Here is a 16347-nt window from a genome sequence, read left to right as displayed (position 1 = left end):
AGCTGGTCGCAGGGTGCGGGCAAGGGCAGCGACCTGGTGACGGATGGCGGCGCGAGAACGAAACACGGCTGGCCGGTGTGCCCGTTGCCGGCCGTTGTCGGCCACTGATCCGCCGACAGGAAGACGTTCGTCCCGGGCCAGTTGGACGCCTGCGTGCCACCGAACGTGACGATTGGGGTTGGATGGGTGTCGGACGGCCGTTGCACGTCGTCGACCAGGGCACTGAAATCCTCTGTGCGGTGACCTGCGTCCCGTCACAGGACGGGCACTCCGCGTGATCGGACAGGCGGCACTCCGAATCATCAGATGTCGGCCGAATCCGCCTCACCAGCCGGCACGGCCGCCTCCGTACGAGACGCGTACCACCTCGCCACCGGTCGCGATCTCGACCCAAATCCGGCTCTAAAGGGCCGTACGGGTACACGTGTCGGCATGCTGGACAATCCGCGAGTGCCCGGCAGATACTCTTCGCCACCGGCGGTTGGGCTCTGGGGGGACTGTGGCTCGTCCTGAGATACGGCTGGACCGTGACGGTTCACCGGCGCGCGAGCTGGCTTTCTGGTTGAGGCAGGTGCGGGCGGACGCCGGGTTGACGTACGCCCAACTGGCCGCGAAGACGGACTATTCCATCAGTACCCTGCAAGAGGCGGCTTCGGGGAAGCGACTGCCCACCCTCCCGGTCACGCTGGCCTTCGCCGGGGCATGCGGTGCCGATGTCGGCGAGTGGCGTGAATACTGGACCGATCTGTCGCGCGCCAGGGCGGCCGGCGATGGCTCCGCCACCGCGCCGAAGTGGGCGCGGCAACTCCCGCTCGAAGCCCCGGCAGAACCGGAACCGCCGAAAGAACTCGAACCTCCGGAAGAAGACGGGACCCGGCGCGTGTGGCCCTACTGGACGATCGCGCTGTTTCTCACCGTGTTGTCCGCCGTCGCAGCCGCGCTTCTCCTCATCCCGTCCGAGCACGGCAAGCCGCGTGATTTCGCCACTGTCGTGGTGCAGAACAAGGTGGCGATCGGCCCGTCGACCTTGGTCGAGGACACGACACCGCTTTACATGTCCTCCCGGACGATCTCCCACTGCGCCCGCCGCGGCTGCGAGTTATCGGGGACAACCATGTGGAGCGGGGCAAAGGTGGTCGTTTCCTGCTGGGCTCACGGCGAGCGACTGACGAACGAGGACATGACGTCCAGCGGAATAGAACGCAATCCACACGGCGTGACGTCGGATCTCTGGTTCTACGGCACATGGAACGACGGCCGCGGAGGTTACGTTTCGCAGGTTTACATGGCCCCGGAATTCCGCGGGACGCTGGGACTCAGGGAATGCGGCAGAAACTAGGGGGCACACCCTGGGGCCGTCGACCGGTCAGTCAGTGAGCACGGCGAGAAGCTCGTACAGCGACTTGATGGTACGGACTCCCGGGGCCGGATCTGTAAGGCGTTGACCGCTCCGGTTCAGCCAGACAGCTCTAAGGCCCGCGTCACGGGCCCCCAGAGCGTCGGTCAGGTAGCTGTCCCCGACATACGCCACTTCGCAGGCCTTGAGCCCCAAAAGGGCACATCCGGCGTGGAAGATGCCGGGTGAGGGCTTGGCGGCCCCGTGCTGCCGGGCGCACACGACGGCGTCCCCGAAGTATCCCAACAGGCCGACGTTGTCGAGCTTCTCCGTCTGGTGGGCGAGCGAGGAGTTCGAAACGATGCCGAGCCGGTAGTGCGCCGCAAGCTGTTCGAGGGTGGGTGCGGCGTCCGCGGACGCGAAGTAACCACTGTGTTTGTGCGCCTCATAACCCGAGTACCAGGCGGAGGCGGCTTCGTCGGACAGGTCACGGGCACCCCTCACACCGGCCCGGGTCAGGAAATCGCGGACCCGCGCCTGCCGTTGCGCGCGAAGAGTCAGTTCGCCCGCGAGATAACGAGCGTAGTGGTGTTCCGTGATCTCCCGCCAGGTCACGACCGCCTCATCGGCACTCGAAAACCCTTCGAGCAGATCCGAGTCGATCAAATGGGTGACCAGCGCGTCGTGGGTACTGGTCGACTGATCAACGAGGGTGTCGTCGACGTCGAAGAGGATTCCGCGGAGATCCCCGCTCCCCCACTCAGGTCCTGCCCCGGCCCCTGGCATACCGACAGCATCGCACAGCGGGCTCGACGCAGGCCTTCCTTGGGCGCGGTCCGGGGCGGCACTGACCGTCCCGGGGCCGGAGACGTTGTCCGGACCGCGGCTGGGGTTTTCCGGATCTTGTCGGGATCGCCCAGCTCAAAGACGTACGAGCGGACCTTGCTCGCCATGGGTTTTCCGGACTTTTCCCGGTGCCGAACGAAGCCGTTGCGCACGACAGCCGAAGGTCTGTTGACTCGTCGGCAGTCTCCACCAGGCGTCGCACAGATCAATTCGCAATGTGCCGCGCTCCATCCGGCCGGCCGCCCACCGGCGGCGCCGTCCGATGCCGTGGACCCGGGAGCTTCAAGGGAGTTGGTACGGGTGGAATCCGGTGCCTGCTGTGACACCGAGCGCATTGTGGGGCTGTTCTCATACGACTTGGCCAGGCGCATGCACTTCACCGCCGCGGCTCATTTACGCAAAGGGAATCGAGCCGCCTACTGGGTCACGCTCACCCAAGCGTCCCACGCATGCGAGACCGCGGTTTTCGACAGGGCCGTGGAAACCAGCCAACCGGCGGCCCGTGGCATGGGTGCGACCGGTGCCGATCCGTCTTCACGTGCGCCCGTCGCACACGAGGACGCCCTGCTCGAACTCTCCCTCTCGCCCTACAGGCACGTCGCCGAACCCGCACTCGCCTATCTCTCGGGCCATGTGAGGGACGCACGCTGGCGATTCAGCCGGAAGTCCGCGGCCATACCCACGAGAGACGGTGACGGGCAGGGCGATCGGGTCGTGGTGCCGGGCCACTTCTCCGCGGAGGGCAGGCACACCGAACTGTGGGGGACGCCGGCCCGCTACCTGTTGGATCCTGTCAGTCTGCGCCGGGCGGCAGCCCGCATGTCGGATCTCCTGGCCCCCTATGCCCCGGAGGTCCTGCTCACACCGGCGGTGGGCGGGGTCCCCCTCGCCACGGCGACGGCCATGTACATGCGACTGCCGCTGGCTGTGGCGGAAAAGGCCCCCGGTGCCGGGTTGTTCGCCGGAGTTCGTGGGGCACAGCCGAGTGGGCGCACCGCGTTGGTGGACTCCACCTACCACTCCGGCCGCACCCTGTCCGTGGTGGCGGACATGGTGGCCGCTCTTGGCGGCAACCTGGTGGCCGCCGCCGTCGCCATCCGCAGCATCGTCCCCGGCGGCCTCCCGGCAGGCCGACCGTCGAGTACACCGGTCCACGCCCTGCACAACATCGTCGTTCACGCCTGGCATCCCAGGCACTGCCCGGACTGCCTGCGCGCCGCACCCGTCGATCCCCGACCCGCACGGTACGAAAGGAGCCCCCATGGGCCTGCACACCGGTGACGGTCTCGTCCCCGACACGAACGCACCGGGCACCGACGAGCGGACGGCGGCCGCCGAGGCCATCGCCCTCAAGTGCGACCTCCTCACCGACGGGGTCCGGATCGAACAAGACACGTTGCCGGTCGAGGACATGAACCTGACCCGCCGACACCTCTACGACTACGGCATGACCCGGTCCCGCCGACCGCTGCCCTACGAACTCGTCCTCACCAGGCTGCCCAGCTTCGGTGGCCTGCCCATCGTGGCGAGGGTGCGCCACAACGAGAAGGCCGACTGGGAACTGGTGCTGCGTGACGGCACGGAGTTGCTACGCAACGCGCGCCTCGGTAGGGAACGGCCGGTGCACATCCCCAAGGTGACGGACTTCCGCGGGTACCGGGTGCGCGGACGCGATCTGTCCACGGTGGTGCAGCGCCTGGGTTACGACCTGCTGGGCGTGGTACCGACCAACCACTGCAGCTACTACACGGCGCACGAGAAGTGCGCGTTCTGCGAGATCGTCGAAACGTTCGACGACGAGGCCGAGCCCGGGACGCCGTACCGGAAGAACCGTGATCTGATCCTCGCCGCCAGTGAGATGGCCGCCGGCCTCGACGACACGATCACGAGCATCACCTACAACGGCGGCCAACTCGCGGACTATGACGCCACAGTGCGGATGTACGTCCAGCTCGTGGCGGGCCTCAGGGAGCGGCCCGCCACAGCCGACCTGGACACCACGGTGGCCTGTATGCCTCCGCGCGACCTGGAGTTGATCAGCGAGCTGAAGGGCGCAGGGCTGAACCAGATCTACTTCAATGTCGAGACGTTCGACGAGAACCTGCTGCGTTCCATGGCCCCGGCCAAGAGCCGCTTCGGCCTCGACAACATGCTGGCAGCCCTCAAGGCCGCGATCGACCCCTTCGGGCCGGGTCGCGTCTACACCAACCTGGTATACGGCATCCAGTCGCTCAAGGATGCCTCCCCGCCCACGCACTGGCACGCCGAGGACGAGAATCGCGTCACGCTCGCCGCAATGCGGAGGCTGGCCGAGGAGGGCATCGTCCCGACGTACACCGTGTACCACTCGTCCGGACGTAACGCGACCGGCCGGATACCGCTGTCGTCCAGCGGCCTCCTCGAATTCACCGAGGCGTACGGCAGGCTGGTGTGGCACAGCGGTCTCATCGACCGGTCCCGCAAGGCCGTGCTCTTCACCATCGGCTCACTGCCCAACACCACCTACAACGATGGCTGGTTGTTGGCGGAACTGTCCAACGGACGGGCTCAGGCGTGAGCCCCACCTCACTGATCCCTCGGCGACTTCGGAGTTGGTATGTGCGGCATCGCCGGCGTGTTCTCCTTCACACCGCTGACCGAGGACATCGTCTCCCCCATGGTGGAAACTCTGCGGCATCGCGGGCCGGACGGCAGCCACATCTGCTACGTGACACCGCGCGGCCGGTCGACGGTCTCGCCGACGCAGCCGTACGTTGCCGCACTCGGACACACTCGTCTCGCACTCGTCGGGGGGCGTAACGAGGGGCGCCAGCCGCTGACCGACGCGCGCCGACGGGTGGTCGCGGCGGTCAACGGGGAGATCTACAACCACAGCGCCCTGCGGAGCCCGATCGCCAGCGGCCCGGACGACTGCGACTGTGACGTCGTACCCGAGTTGGTCACCCGCTACGGGACACGCGGCCTGGCCCGGCTGTCCGGTGTGTTCGCCGGAGCGGCCGTAGACCTGCGGGACATGTCCCTCCTCCTGTTCCGGGACCCCCTCGGGGCACGGCCGCTCTACTATGCCCGGACCTCCACAGCGGTGGTCTTCGCCTCGGAGGTGAAGGCGCTGCTCGCGGTGCCCGGGATCACGGCCCGCCTCGATCACCGGGCAGCCGTCGAGTATTTCGCCGTGCAGTCACCGTTGGGGCCCCGCACCTTGTTCGAGGGAATCACGGTGGTCGAACCGGGATGCTGCGTCCATGTCTCGGCGGGGGGTGTGCTGCGCAGCGCCTCTTTTCGCGACGCGCTGCCCGGTGACCGGCCGCCGTCGTTCGGCGACGCCGCCGAGGCCTTGCGCGACCTGCTCGAAGAGAGCGTGGCCAGGCAGTGGCACCCCCGAGCCGCCGCCTATCTGAGCAGCGGAGTCGACACCAACGCGATCGTGAGCACGTTGACTGTCCAGGGTCGGCGGACCACCACCTTCACCGTCGGGTTCAACCCGGCCGGCCTCGACGCCGAGGAGGCCGGCCGCGACGAATCCACCGCCGCCCGGGCCCTGGCGGCCGGCTACGGCATGCGGCACACCACTGTGCCGTTGCGAGCCCGGGATCTTCAGGGCTCCTTCGCGGCGCTGGTCCGGCATCTCGAAGACCTCCGGATGCCTATGTCCTTCGGAGCATGGCGGGTCAGCGGCGCCGCGGCACCGTCGGCGCGGGTGCTGCTCTCCGGCATGGGCGCGGACGAACTCTTCGGCGGCTACGTCGGCCGCCTCAAGGAACTGCCCGGCCACAGCACCGAGGACGAGTGGCTCGCCTCCTACGCCGCCGCGTGGGAGCGGCGTATGACGACGGCGCGTGAGCGGTCGGCCCTCTTCAGCGGAGAACTGGCCACGGCGAACGCCGCCATACGTCCGACGGACGAGTTCCGCACGCTGCTCGCCGCGCTACCGGCGCACACCGGCCCGGTCCGCCGTCTGCTGGCCGTGGAACAGAGCTTCTTCCTCCCCGGACTGCTCGTCGTCGACGACCGAATGAGCATGGCGCACGGCGTGGAGACGCGTATTCCCCTGGCCGATACGAGCATCGCGGACTTCGCCGCGTCGCTGCCCGACGACCACCTGGTGCGGGACGGCCTGGGCAAGGCGGTGTTGCGTGCAGCGATAGCCGACCGGGTACCCTCGGCGGTCCATGTGCAGCCCAAGATGGCCTTCCGGGTGCCGGAGAGCTCCTGGTACAAGGGCGAGCTGCGCGAGTGGGTCAGGGACACCCTGCTCGGCGACCGGGCGGTCAGCCGGGAATTCCTCGACGCGTCGACCGTACGGCGTTTCGTGGAGGAACATGTCTCGGGCCGGGCCGTGCGGCGGCATCTCCTGTGGAGCCTGCTGTGTTTCGAGTACTGGTGCCGTATCTTCCTGGCGGACGGCGACCCGGACGGCGACGACGGCACCAACCGTCGGCGGGGCCGCGTGGCGGAGGGGATCCTGTGACGACGCCGCTGGAGTCGGTGCTTCGCCGCTACCTGACGGACCTGGTGCGCGGGGGCGTGGTTCCGGGCTGCGCTCTCGAACTGTCCGCCCCCAGCCGGCGCATCACCCTCCGCGAGGGCTACGCAGACGTTGAAGCGGGGGTCCCAGTCCTGGCCGAGACGCGTTTCGCGGTCTACTCCGTGACCAAGGTGGTGACCGCACTCGCCGCGCTGCGTCTGGTCGCTGACCGTGCACTGAGGCTCGACGGACCCGTGGCGGACCACCTGCCGGGCTGGGTGGACGGGGGCGGCGGCACGGTCCGACTGGTCCATCTGCTTGCGCACACCGCCGGGTTCACCTACGGCTCGCGGCAGGGCCCGGTCGCCGAGGCGTACCGCGCGGCGGGATTCGTGCGCAATGCTCCCGAGGGAGTCATGGGCGAGGCCCTGTACCGACGTTTCTCCATGCTCCCCCGCTTGTTTCCGCCCGGCCGGGCATGGAGCTACTCCCTCGCCTCGGATGTCCTGGGCTGGGTCCTGGCGGAAGTAAGGGGCCGGCCACTCCAGGAAGTGCTCCGCACCGAGGTGTTCGAGCCGCTGGGGATGAGGGACTCGTTACTGATGGGTGATGTGAACCGCGACTTCCCGGTGGCGGTCGTCTACCGGCGGGGCGAGACAGGCGGGTGGCAGCGCGCCGAGCCCGTGATGCGTGACTGGGGAAACCCCATGGCGCCGCAGTCAGGCGGTGGTGGGCTGATCACCACTGCGGCCGATCTGCATGGCCTGGCGCGTGCCTTGGCCGAGCAGCCGGACACGTTCCTGCCCCGCGCGCTCTGGCGGCGCTGCACGGCCAACCACATCCCGGGCGGCCGCGACCTGCGGTCCGGAGTGCTTTCGCCCTTGCCCGGCCGGGCTGTCCGGCATGTGGGGTACGGGCTCGGCATCGCCGTGGTGCTCCCCGGTCACGACGGGTCGCCGAATCTGCCGCCGGGCGAGGTTGGCTGGGAGGGATCGACGGGAAGCTTCTTATTCGCGGATCCGTCCCGACGACTGAGCGTGGCCTTCCTGACCCATGCCCACCCTTTCGGCGAACTGCCCTGCTGGCGCGACGTGCGGCGGATTGTCTACGGATATGGCTACCTCCGGTAACGGAGTCGAGGACGGTGCCAGTTCGTCCGCGGAGAGCCGCAGAGCGAAAACGGCCGCTAGGTTGCCATCACCTCACCGGACATCCGCATGGGAGCGGCAGCCATGAGCCAACAGCAGAAGACCTTCCGTGCTATCGAGATCGGCGACGGAAGCGACGGGAGATGGGCCACCCATACACAGGCTCTGTGGCCGCTCGCGGAGGGGCGGATGAACGAGGAGAGCCGGACCCCAGAGGGCGCGGACCGTGCTCGGAGGCTGTTCGAGGAGCACATGCCGGAGCTGGTCCCCGTGCTCGATCGCCTCGCCGGTCAGCTCGACCGGCCCGAAGGAGAGACCTTCCTCACCCTCGCGGCCTTGCGACCGTTCTTCTCGGGCTGCACTCAGATCGGTGGCGGTGGCACTCTGCTGCGCAACTACGACTTCAGCCCCGATGAGTGTGAGGGCACTATTGTCTACTCCCACTTCCTGCGACCGGTGATCGGAATGCAGGATGCCGTCTGGCGCTTGCTGGACGGGATGAACGACGCAGGACTCGCGGTCTCACTCACCTTCGGTGGGCGATTCGTCCACGGCCCGGGCTTCGCCATCCTCATCGTCCTGCGCTACCTGTTGGAGACGTGTACCACCGTTGACGAGGCGGTCGGCAAGCTGAAGTCCCTACCGATCTCAATCCCGCAGAACGTCACCCTTGTCGATCCCGAGCAGGCGCGGACGGTGTTCGTGGGGCCGGACATCTCACTGACTGAGGCACCGGACGCCTGCGCCGCCAACCATCAGCACATGCCGGTGCCTGGCGAGCAGGACCAGTCCTCCCGGACCCAGGAGCGGCTGAGCGCCATTCGCGCAGCCGGCACCGATGTGGCGGCGATGCTGAAGCCGCAGCTGTATCAATCCGCATACGACGAGGGGCTGGGAACTGTCTACACCGCCCATTACCGTCCCTCCGAGGGCCGTGTGACCTACTACTGGCCGGGCGATTCCTGGGAACAGTCCTTCGGCGCCTTCGCTCCGGGATCCCGCACCATGACGATCGGCCAGGCCGGCTGAGATCTCCTTCCGGCCTCGAGCCGAGGAACGCCACGCCGGCGGAACCCAGACACTTTCGGCGCTCCGGCATCGGACGTTGCCCAGTGGCCGACGGGACTACCGGCGGCCACTTGCTTCGTACGGTGGCCGCATGGGCAGGGAGCGGACCCTGCCCGCCGACGACGACCTGATCGCCTCACACTCCCCGGCACCGCCGCAGCAGGCGTTCTCCCCGCACCTGCGGCAGTCTCCTTTCAACGCGACGCGTCGCCACCGCAACACCAGTGGGATTCGGGCCGCGGAGAGGGAGCGGCCGGCATGCTTCCGCAGTGGGGGAAGGCGTCACAGGCAGAGCCACTACGCCACACCGGTCACCCCGCTCAGTGGGCACGGTGCGGCGCGATCCGGGTCCGAATGTCGCCGTTGAGCGGGTGTCAACACGCGCCAGAACGCGGGGTGTTCTGGCCGAACAGGCTAATCCAGGCGGGATACCTGGTAGTGGCCGATGGACCAGTCGTCCCCGGTGCGGACGACAAGGACGGAGAGTTTCACGTCCAAGGGGGGCCGGTCCGTGAATGAGAACTCGACGGCGAGGTAGCCGAGGACGAGGTCGTCGGCGTACCGCCTGGTCTCGAGGATCCGGTACGCCGCCTTCATTCCGAGGGGCTGGGAGTCGTAGTAGTCGGCGACGCCCTGGCGTCCGACGCTGTAGGGGTGCAGCCCCTGGAAGACGGCGTCCTCGGTGAAGAGGGCGGCGACGCGCTCGGGCTGGTGCGCGTCGACCGCGGCCTTCCACTGGTCAAGCACTCCGCTCAGGATCTCCGCGTCGTCGGTCGTGGTGGTCATGTCCACTCCTTGGTCCAAGACTCGGTGTACGGTCAGTGTCCGGCGCTCATGCCGCCGTCGACGTGCAGCATCTCGCCGGTGACGAACGGCGCCGTCTCCAGGAACAGCACCGCGTCGACGATGTCGCTTGCTTCACCCATCCGGCCGACCGGGTGCAGGGCGGCGAGGAACTCATGGGTCTCCTCCGGGTGCATGGGGGTCTTGATGGTGCCGGGGGACACGGCGTTGACGCGGATCCCGCGGGTGGCGTACTCGATCGCCAAGGACTTGGTCGCGGACTGCAGGCCGCCCTTGGTCAGCGAGGCGAGGACGGAGGGGACCCGGGAGTCCGGGCTGTCGACCAGGCTGGTGGTGACACTCACGATGTGCCCGGCGCCCCGAGCGAGCAGGTGCGGGAGGGCCTGCCGGGTGAGGTGGAAGAAGCCGGCCATGTTGATGCCGGTCACGGTGGCGTAGTCCTCGGCCGTGTAGTCGGTGAAGGGCTTCGCGACGAAGATGCCCGCGTTGTTGCCCACGGTGTCGATACGGCCGAACCGCTCGAGTGCGGCTGTCACGACCCGCTCGGCGGTCGCCGGGGCGGCGATGTCGCCCTGGACGGTCAGGACGTCGGCGTCGTCGGCGGGGGCGATGCTGCGCGAGGTGGCGACGATGCCGTAGCCGAGCTTGCGGTAGCCCTGGACGAGGGCGGCGCCGATGCCCTGCGAGGCGCCGGTGATGATCGCGACCTTCTGGTGCTTTGTGCTCATGCTGACCTTCTCCTGGAGGATGACCGATTCACTAGCCGACCGGTCACCTATCTGAAGGTAGGTCGGGTCGTCCGGCAGTGGAAGGACCGGCTTCCTACCGCATGGGAGGCACAGCCTCCCAGCGGAGGTCGGCCGGTCGGCGCCGATCAGCCGGGCCCGCATCCCGAGCTGCTTGAGGTCCTCGATGCGTACTCAACAGACGGCGGGGTCAAGGCTGCCGTCGGCGACCTGCGGCCTGGGTGTGCGAGGGAGCGACCCAGGCGTCCACGTTAATTTGGGCCACCGCGGCTGTCCGCGAAGTCAGGCCCGGGGGCGGCCAGTTGACGTAACCGAGCCGCACAGTCTCCGATCCCGACACTCCTCCGGCCCGGCTTGAGGTCGTCAGCCCGCTCCGGCAGGGCACGGGTGCGCGGGAGGAAGGCGGTGCCGACCGGGAGCCGTCGTTCACTCAGCGTCATCACAGGGAGATCCCGATCACGCGCCGGATGAGCGTACAGAGCCGCCACCCGCTGCCCATGAGCACGCCCGGCAGGCGCGGGGGCTGGGAATTTCGTAAATTGAAGAAGGAGCGATTCACAGGGAAAGCGTGTGGCGGCACCGGAGGTCGACTATACGGCGGTGTTCACCGCCCTTCCGAGCCCGTGCCTGGTGCTCGGCACGGACCTGGTGATCGCCGATGCCAACCCGGCCTTCTGCGAGGTGACCGGACGGAGCCGGGTCGAACTGGTCGGGCAGTACCTCTTCGACGCCTTCCCGGACAACCCCGCCGACCCGGAAGCCGACGGAGTGACGACGCTGAAAGCCTCACTGCACCGTGTCCTGTCCTCCGGCCAGACCGATCACATGGCGTTGCAGAAGTACGACATCCCGGTCGCCGACAACCCCGAGGTGTTCAAGGAGCGGTGGTGGACCGCGATCAACGTGCCCGTCCTCGACCCGGACGGAAAAGTCGCCTGGATCATCCACCGGTCCGAGGACATGACCGACGTCGTCCACGCCCGCCGCACGGCGCACCTGCCGTCGGTCAGCCCCGGCCGGGAAGCGGCCATGGAAGCCGAGCTGTACGCCCGGGCGCGGCAACTGCAGCAGCTCAACGAGGAACTGCGGCAGGCCCACGCCCGTGAACGGCGCATCGCCGTCGCCCTGCAAGAAGCCATGCTCCACTCCCCGGACCTGGCCCGGCACCCGGACGTCGCCGTGCGGTATCTGCCGGCGGCCGGGTCACTGAACGTGTGCGGCGACTGGTACGACGCGGTCGACCTGCCCGGGGACCGCTTCACCGTGGCGGTCGGTGACGTGGTCGGCCATGGGCTGATGGCCGCCACCGTCATGGGCATGCTCCGCAGCGCGCTGAGCGCCGCCACCCGCACCGTCCACGGCCCCGCCCAAGCCCTGGAGGTCCTGGGGTTGTACGCGCGCTCCATCGACGGAGCAATGGCCGCCACCGCCGTCCAGGTCGTCATCGACCGCCACAGCCATCTGCTCATCTACAGCAGCGCAGGCCACCCTCCGCCCGTCCTGCTGCACCCGGACGGCGCGTTCGAGCTGCTCGACCAGGCGACCGACCCACCGTTGGGCGCCCGCCCCGAACACGTCCCCCGCCCCCAGGCCACCACGACCTACGCTCCCGGCGACACCCTCGTCCTCTACACCGACGGCCTGATCGAACGCCGCGGTGAGGACATCGACGTAGGCCTGACCCGCCTGACCTCCACGCTCGCCACCTGTACCGAGTTCGGCGCGGAGCACCTCGCCGACGCCCTCCTGGCCCGCCTCGACGTCACCGGCGGCGCCAACGACGACATCGCCATGGTCGTCGTCCGCCTGGACGGAATAACCCGCCTGTCCTGATCGGCCGGTATGGGAATCGATGGTGGCCGACCGCGGCTTCGCCGGCCGCGACCTGCTCCGCGCCGATACCCCCGAGCAACAAGTTCCGGGCATCCGCCGCGGTGGCTGCCTCGGCTCTGACCTCCGCCACGCGGCCGATCGTCCAGCTCCTGCTCGACCGCGGGCTGGGTGCCGCGGGCGTGGCCATCGACTCCGCCGGGGTCAAGGGCGTCCTGCCGCTCCCACTCTCCACGCTTCGCTCGGCCTGGCCGGTACTGCGCAACCCGGCCAACCGCAGCAAGGCCGTCGGCTTGACGTTGCCACAGTTCCGCTACGCGTTCGCCAACACGCTCAGCGAACATGGGCGGTTACCCGGGCGACCCGAAGAAAGCAGCCGACTCCTTCCGGCAGGCGGCCCTCGCCCTTGTCGCCGATCCCCGCCCCGCCCGCACCTGACGGAGGCACGGCCGGTCACATCACCGCGTCACATATGCCCCGCCCCCGGCCACAGCCTCCTGGATTCGCTCGCGCCCGTCTGCACGTGGGTGGTGGAGCTGGGGGCACAGGCCGTTCTCGGTGAGGACGGCGGCCTCCGGAGCGGATACGGCAGCGGCTCCTGGGAGACACGTCTCCTGTGGGCGTCACTGTTCGCGTGCGGCAGAGGGCCGACCCCGCCGGTTGGCTGGCGGGGCCGGCCTTCGAACGGCTCGTCAATTGATGTGGTTCAGCTCGTCGTCCAGCGCAGGTTGGCGGAGGCGGTGCAGGTCCACAGCTCCGTGGGTGTGCCGTTGGCGGTGGCGCCGTTGGTGACGTCGAGGCAGAGACATGACTGGAGGCCGCGGATGGTGCCGTCCGGCTGGGGCGTCCACTGCTGGTTGGCGCTGCCCTTGCAGGTCCACAGGATGACCTTTGTGCCCGGTGTCGTTCCGCCGCCGCTGGCGTCCAGGTACAGCCCTTCGGTGGTCAGTGCCTTGCCCGAGGTGACCGCGCCTGGCCGAAGAACCTCGTGATACCTTCAGTGCCGCCGTGCATCGCTGCGAACTCAAGGAGGTGAGACCGATCAACACTGTGACAGGTCGGGCCTCCCTCCACCGCATGGCCTAGGGAGTGCCCGCAAGGCACCCCGAAAGGCTTGAAACGCTTATGCGCTTCATCTCTGAGATGTCCTCCGACGGCGTCTGTGAACAGCTCTTTGTCCTCAACGAGATTCCCGGCGTTCTGTGGACGCCGGAAGGTGCTGCCGGTACTCGTCCCCTCATCGTGATGGGACACGGCGGTGGTCAGCACAAGAAGGCCCCCGACATTCTGGGCCTTGCCCGCCGTTTCGTGACTGAGTGCCATTTTGCCGTGGTGGCGGTCGACGTGCCGAACCATGGTGACCGGCCTGTGGACGAGCAGTACAACCGCATCGCGACCGAGATCCAGGCACGTGTGGAGGCTGGAGAACAACTGGCACCGCTCATCGCCGCTTTCCAGGCCCTCGTGGCCCGCCAGACCGTCCCGGAATGGCAGACGGTTCTGGACGCGGTCCAGCAGCTCGACCACGTCGGCGCCGGCCCGGTGGGCTACTGGGGAGTCTCGCTGGGATGCGGACTCGGCGTTCCCTTCGTCGCCGCCGAACCCCGGGTCCGCGCTGCCGTGTTGGGCCTCGGCGGAGCCTTGGCGTCGGGCGCAGACGCCACGCGGATCACGGTCCCGGTGGAGTTCCTGGTGCAGTGGGACGATGAGCGCGTGCCGCGAGACCAGAGCCTCGCGCTGTTCGACGCCTTCTCCTCGGCCGACAAGACGCTCCACGCGAACCCCGGTAAACATGGGGACATACCGGCGTTGGAGCTGGACAGCTCGCTGAGATTCTTCTCCCGGCACCTCGCCTGATACCTGCCGCCCGCGGTGACCGACGCGCCGCAGCATGCTGCCGGGGCGCGAAAGGGGGGATCTGCCGAAGGAGCCACCCGGCGGCGCCGCCACCGAGCCGGCCGACCATGGCCTCGGACGCTCGCGCAAAAGCCCATGTCGATCGTCGCAGTTCGAGGTCGTCCTGGGCCGCATCCGGGTTCCCCGGCTGGGGACGGGCGGGCCCCGTACTCGGCCGCGGCGGGTCCGCGCGGACAAGGCGTACGCCTCTCGCAAGAACCGCGCCTACCTGCGACGGCGTGGCAGCCGCTGTACCGTCCCGGACAAGTCCGACCAGGCCCGCAACAGCAGGAAACGTGGCTCGCTTGGCGGTCGGCCGCCGAAGTTCGGCCCGATTGACTACCGCGAGCGGCAGCGGCACGCGGTCGAGTGCGGTATTAGCCGCCTCACAAGGCACCGGGCCGTAGCCACGCGGTACGACAAGTTGGCGGTCGGCTACGAGGCGACCGTCCTTGTCGCGGCAATCAACGAGTGGCTGTGACCAGCACATACCCCCTGACATGAGGGCCCACGACCAACCAGTCGTGGGCCCCCATGTCAGGCCCGCGGGTGCGCGCCTGCGATCACCGGCGGTTGGAGCCGAATCTGTCGTCGATGTCTGGGATCCAGAAGCAGATCTCCAGCGTCTTCAGGCGGTCCCAATGCCGCACACGGCGCCCGTGTCCGACTGCGGCAGTCAGGCTCACCAGTAGCAGTGCCGCACAGCTTCCTGCCAGCACACGATCGGGTCCCACAATGAGCTCGATCACCGCGACGACGAGCGCGAACACCACGGCGAGGGCCGAGTTCCGCAGCATCAACGCGACGCCTTGAAGCCGAGTGATCTCGCCCGCTGCCTCCTTGTTGTGGAGTTCCACCGCAGCCAACAGCAGAGATGTGTCAGCGCGCACGAAGGCTCGGTCCCGGGACTCGGGCACTCTGGCCACGAAATCGAGACGAGCGTCCTCGATACTCCAGTTCCAACGCGGTGCCACCTTGTCCAGGAGGGCACTCAGCGGATAGGCGAGATGCCCCAACAGGTAACTGCCAACGCCGACTCCGACTACTTGTAGTGCCGACGGCGCTGAGGCCAGACTGGTGAGATCGATGATCTGCAAGCGTGCGAGCACGTAAATGATCAAAGATAGATGCAGTGCTCCTGGTATCCCATAGGTGAACAGATCGAAGAAACCCACAGCTAAGGTCACGAAGCTCCCCCTCGACTCTCCAAGGCCCCTGACTCTAGTGAGTAGAGGCCGGGCGTGGTTCTGATGAGTCGAGAGCTTCCCTGCCTGGCCATGATGCGAAAGCGCCGCGAGCACCGCTCGCAAGTCGAGCATGGACGAGCACGCTCGGTGCGGCGGGGTGGTGCCCGAGGTCGCCGCCCGCGCCCAACCGCGAGCGAATGCGGCATCAATCGGCCCAAGCGCCACCGCGCGGTCGCCACGAGATACGAGCTCGCCGTCCCGCTACGAGGCGACCGTGCCGATCGCAGCCCTCAACGAGTGGCTGTGACCAGCACATTCGACACACGCCCTAGTGGTGCCAGGCCTGCCCGCCCGTGTTGTGGATGAATCGCTGCAGCACTTTCAGGGTGGTCAGGTACTCCTCGTCAGAGATGCCCGCATGCCGTTCCGCCCACAGTTCGTCCTGAAGGGCTGCGGCTTTGTCGTAGAACGCCCTGCCCTCGGCCGTGATGCCCAGGCGTCCGTCGACGTCCTCGGTGATCCAGCCCTGGGCGATGGTCCTGTCGATCTCTGACTCCATGGTTGCCGAACCCGTGTCGAGGTAGTTCCGGAGGAGGCTGGACACCTCGTCGCGGGTCTTGACGGTGTCGGCGCGCGCGACCTGCGCGAGGACCCACCACTGCGGTTGGGTAAGGCCGATCTCCGCGAGGGCGGCCCGGGTGCGGGTGACGGTGGCCTTGTAGGCCGCCCAAGTCCAGTAGCCGATGGGCTGCTGGATCAGTTCGGCGTCACTGTGCGAGTACTCCATGGCCAGTACCTCCAACTTTGCACTGAGCTGGATCGACGAAGACCGACCATAGGACCTCAACTCAACTTGAGGTCAACGCCGGTTCGGTTCTTCGGTTCTGCCACTGCCCCTGGAACAGGGCTTCTGGGATCGCGGCGTCTGCCAGCCGCTGGACGGTTGCGTGCCAGATTGCTGAAGTCCTTCGAGCGTCAGGAGGCCCTGTGCCGCAGGCTTGCGTTTCGGCGCCCTTGTCGC

Annotated in this window: 14 protein-coding genes; 8 read left to right on the top strand and 6 right to left on the bottom strand. The window is 68.0% G+C overall.

Annotated features, from left to right (window positions below):
* The first annotated feature begins 589 nt into the window (after nt 1–589).
* Complete coding sequence (locus tag SY2F82_RS17080) at nt 590–1339, top strand: helix-turn-helix transcriptional regulator (protein ID WP_236041541.1); 750 nt, start codon at nt 590–592, stop codon at nt 1337–1339.
* A gap of 27 nt (nt 1340–1366) precedes the next feature.
* Here SY2F82_RS17080 and SY2F82_RS17075 read toward each other — a convergent pair whose 3' ends face one another.
* Nucleotides 1367–2122 (bottom strand): HAD family hydrolase, encoded by a 756-nt coding sequence (locus tag SY2F82_RS17075; protein ID WP_200419924.1) that lies wholly within the window; start codon nt 2120–2122, stop codon nt 1367–1369.
* A gap of 537 nt (nt 2123–2659) precedes the next feature.
* Between SY2F82_RS17075 and SY2F82_RS17070 the strand changes: the two genes are divergently transcribed.
* The 5 genes from SY2F82_RS17070 (at nt 2660) to SY2F82_RS17050 (ending at nt 8824) form a co-directional block, all read left to right on the top strand.
* The gene (locus SY2F82_RS17070) at nt 2660–3463 is read left to right on the top strand and encodes a hypothetical protein (RefSeq protein ID WP_200419923.1); all 804 of its coding nucleotides are present in this window, start codon (nt 2660–2662) and stop codon (nt 3461–3463) included.
* On the top strand, nt 3444–4739 hold the full coding sequence (locus SY2F82_RS17065; protein ID WP_200419922.1) for a radical SAM protein: 1296 nt from the start codon (nt 3444–3446) through the stop codon (nt 4737–4739). The genes SY2F82_RS17070 and SY2F82_RS17065 overlap by 20 nt, the downstream gene beginning before the upstream one ends.
* Nucleotides 4740–4778: 39 nt before the next feature.
* Nucleotides 4779–6650, top strand: coding sequence for an asparagine synthase (glutamine-hydrolyzing) (gene asnB, locus SY2F82_RS17060; RefSeq protein WP_200419921.1), 1872 nt, complete (start codon nt 4779–4781; stop codon nt 6648–6650).
* Complete coding sequence (locus tag SY2F82_RS17055) at nt 6647–7777, top strand: serine hydrolase (protein ID WP_200419920.1); 1131 nt, start codon at nt 6647–6649, stop codon at nt 7775–7777. The genes asnB and SY2F82_RS17055 overlap by 4 nt, the downstream gene beginning before the upstream one ends.
* 102 nt (nt 7778–7879) lie before the next feature.
* Nucleotides 7880–8824: a C45 family autoproteolytic acyltransferase/hydolase gene (locus SY2F82_RS17050; RefSeq protein ID WP_200419919.1), complete on the top strand. Its 945-nt coding sequence runs from the start codon at nt 7880–7882 to the stop codon at nt 8822–8824.
* A 453-nt stretch (nt 8825–9277) separates the two neighbouring features.
* Here SY2F82_RS17050 and SY2F82_RS17045 read toward each other — a convergent pair whose 3' ends face one another.
* Nucleotides 9278–9649 (bottom strand): SgcJ/EcaC family oxidoreductase, encoded by a 372-nt coding sequence (locus SY2F82_RS17045; RefSeq protein ID WP_200419918.1) that lies wholly within the window; start codon nt 9647–9649, stop codon nt 9278–9280.
* A 32-nt stretch (nt 9650–9681) separates the two neighbouring features.
* The gene (locus tag SY2F82_RS17040; protein ID WP_200419917.1) at nt 9682–10395 is read right to left on the bottom strand and encodes an SDR family NAD(P)-dependent oxidoreductase; all 714 of its coding nucleotides are present in this window, start codon (nt 10393–10395) and stop codon (nt 9682–9684) included.
* A gap of 588 nt (nt 10396–10983) precedes the next feature.
* Here SY2F82_RS17040 and SY2F82_RS17035 point away from each other — a divergent pair.
* Nucleotides 10984–12246, top strand: coding sequence for a SpoIIE family protein phosphatase (locus SY2F82_RS17035; protein ID WP_200419916.1), 1263 nt, complete (start codon nt 10984–10986; stop codon nt 12244–12246).
* A 703-nt stretch (nt 12247–12949) separates the two neighbouring features.
* Here SY2F82_RS17035 and SY2F82_RS17030 read toward each other — a convergent pair.
* Complete coding sequence (locus SY2F82_RS17030) at nt 12950–13171, bottom strand: RICIN domain-containing protein (RefSeq protein WP_268980395.1); 222 nt, start codon at nt 13169–13171, stop codon at nt 12950–12952.
* A 197-nt stretch (nt 13172–13368) separates the two neighbouring features.
* Between SY2F82_RS17030 and SY2F82_RS17025 the strand changes: the two genes are divergently transcribed.
* Nucleotides 13369–14100 (top strand): dienelactone hydrolase family protein, encoded by a 732-nt coding sequence (locus SY2F82_RS17025; protein WP_200419915.1) that lies wholly within the window; start codon nt 13369–13371, stop codon nt 14098–14100.
* A gap of 602 nt (nt 14101–14702) precedes the next feature.
* On the opposite strand, the gene SY2F82_RS17015 is transcribed toward SY2F82_RS17025, so the two are convergent.
* Both SY2F82_RS17015 and SY2F82_RS17010 read right to left on the bottom strand, forming a co-directional pair.
* Nucleotides 14703–15326 (bottom strand): hypothetical protein, encoded by a 624-nt coding sequence (locus tag SY2F82_RS17015; RefSeq protein WP_200419914.1) that lies wholly within the window; start codon nt 15324–15326, stop codon nt 14703–14705.
* 328 nt (nt 15327–15654) lie between these two features.
* The gene (locus SY2F82_RS17010) at nt 15655–16113 is read right to left on the bottom strand and encodes a MarR family winged helix-turn-helix transcriptional regulator (RefSeq protein ID WP_200419913.1); all 459 of its coding nucleotides are present in this window, start codon (nt 16111–16113) and stop codon (nt 15655–15657) included.
* Between the last annotated feature and the right edge of the window lie 234 nt (nt 16114–16347).

Source organism: Streptomyces sp. Y2F8-2, assembly GCF_014905555.1.
Classification (GTDB): Bacteria; Actinomycetota; Actinomycetes; order Streptomycetales; family Streptomycetaceae; genus Streptomyces; species Streptomyces cynarae.
This window is presented reverse-complemented; position numbering and strand designations above follow the sequence as displayed.

Bases quoted from the DNA above. Each gene is read 5' to 3' on its own strand.
- SY2F82_RS17075 (WP_200419924.1), bottom strand. From the start codon at position 2,122: ATGCCAGGGGCCGGGGCAGGACCTGAGTGGGGGAGCGGGGATCTCCGC.
- SY2F82_RS17065 (WP_200419922.1), top strand. From the start codon at position 3,444: ATGGGCCTGCACACCGGTGACGGTCTCGTCCCCGACACGAACGCACCG.
- asnB (WP_200419921.1), top strand. From the start codon at position 4,779: ATGTGCGGCATCGCCGGCGTGTTCTCCTTCACACCGCTGACCGAGGAC.
- SY2F82_RS17050 (WP_200419919.1), top strand. From the start codon at position 7,880: ATGAGCCAACAGCAGAAGACCTTCCGTGCTATCGAGATCGGCGACGGA.
- SY2F82_RS17045 (WP_200419918.1), bottom strand. From the start codon at position 9,649: ATGACCACCACGACCGACGACGCGGAGATCCTGAGCGGAGTGCTTGAC.
- SY2F82_RS17040 (WP_200419917.1), bottom strand. From the start codon at position 10,395: ATGAGCACAAAGCACCAGAAGGTCGCGATCATCACCGGCGCCTCGCAG.
- SY2F82_RS17025 (WP_200419915.1), top strand. From the start codon at position 13,369: ATGCGCTTCATCTCTGAGATGTCCTCCGACGGCGTCTGTGAACAGCTC.
- SY2F82_RS17010 (WP_200419913.1), bottom strand. From the start codon at position 16,113: ATGGAGTACTCGCACAGTGACGCCGAACTGATCCAGCAGCCCATCGGC.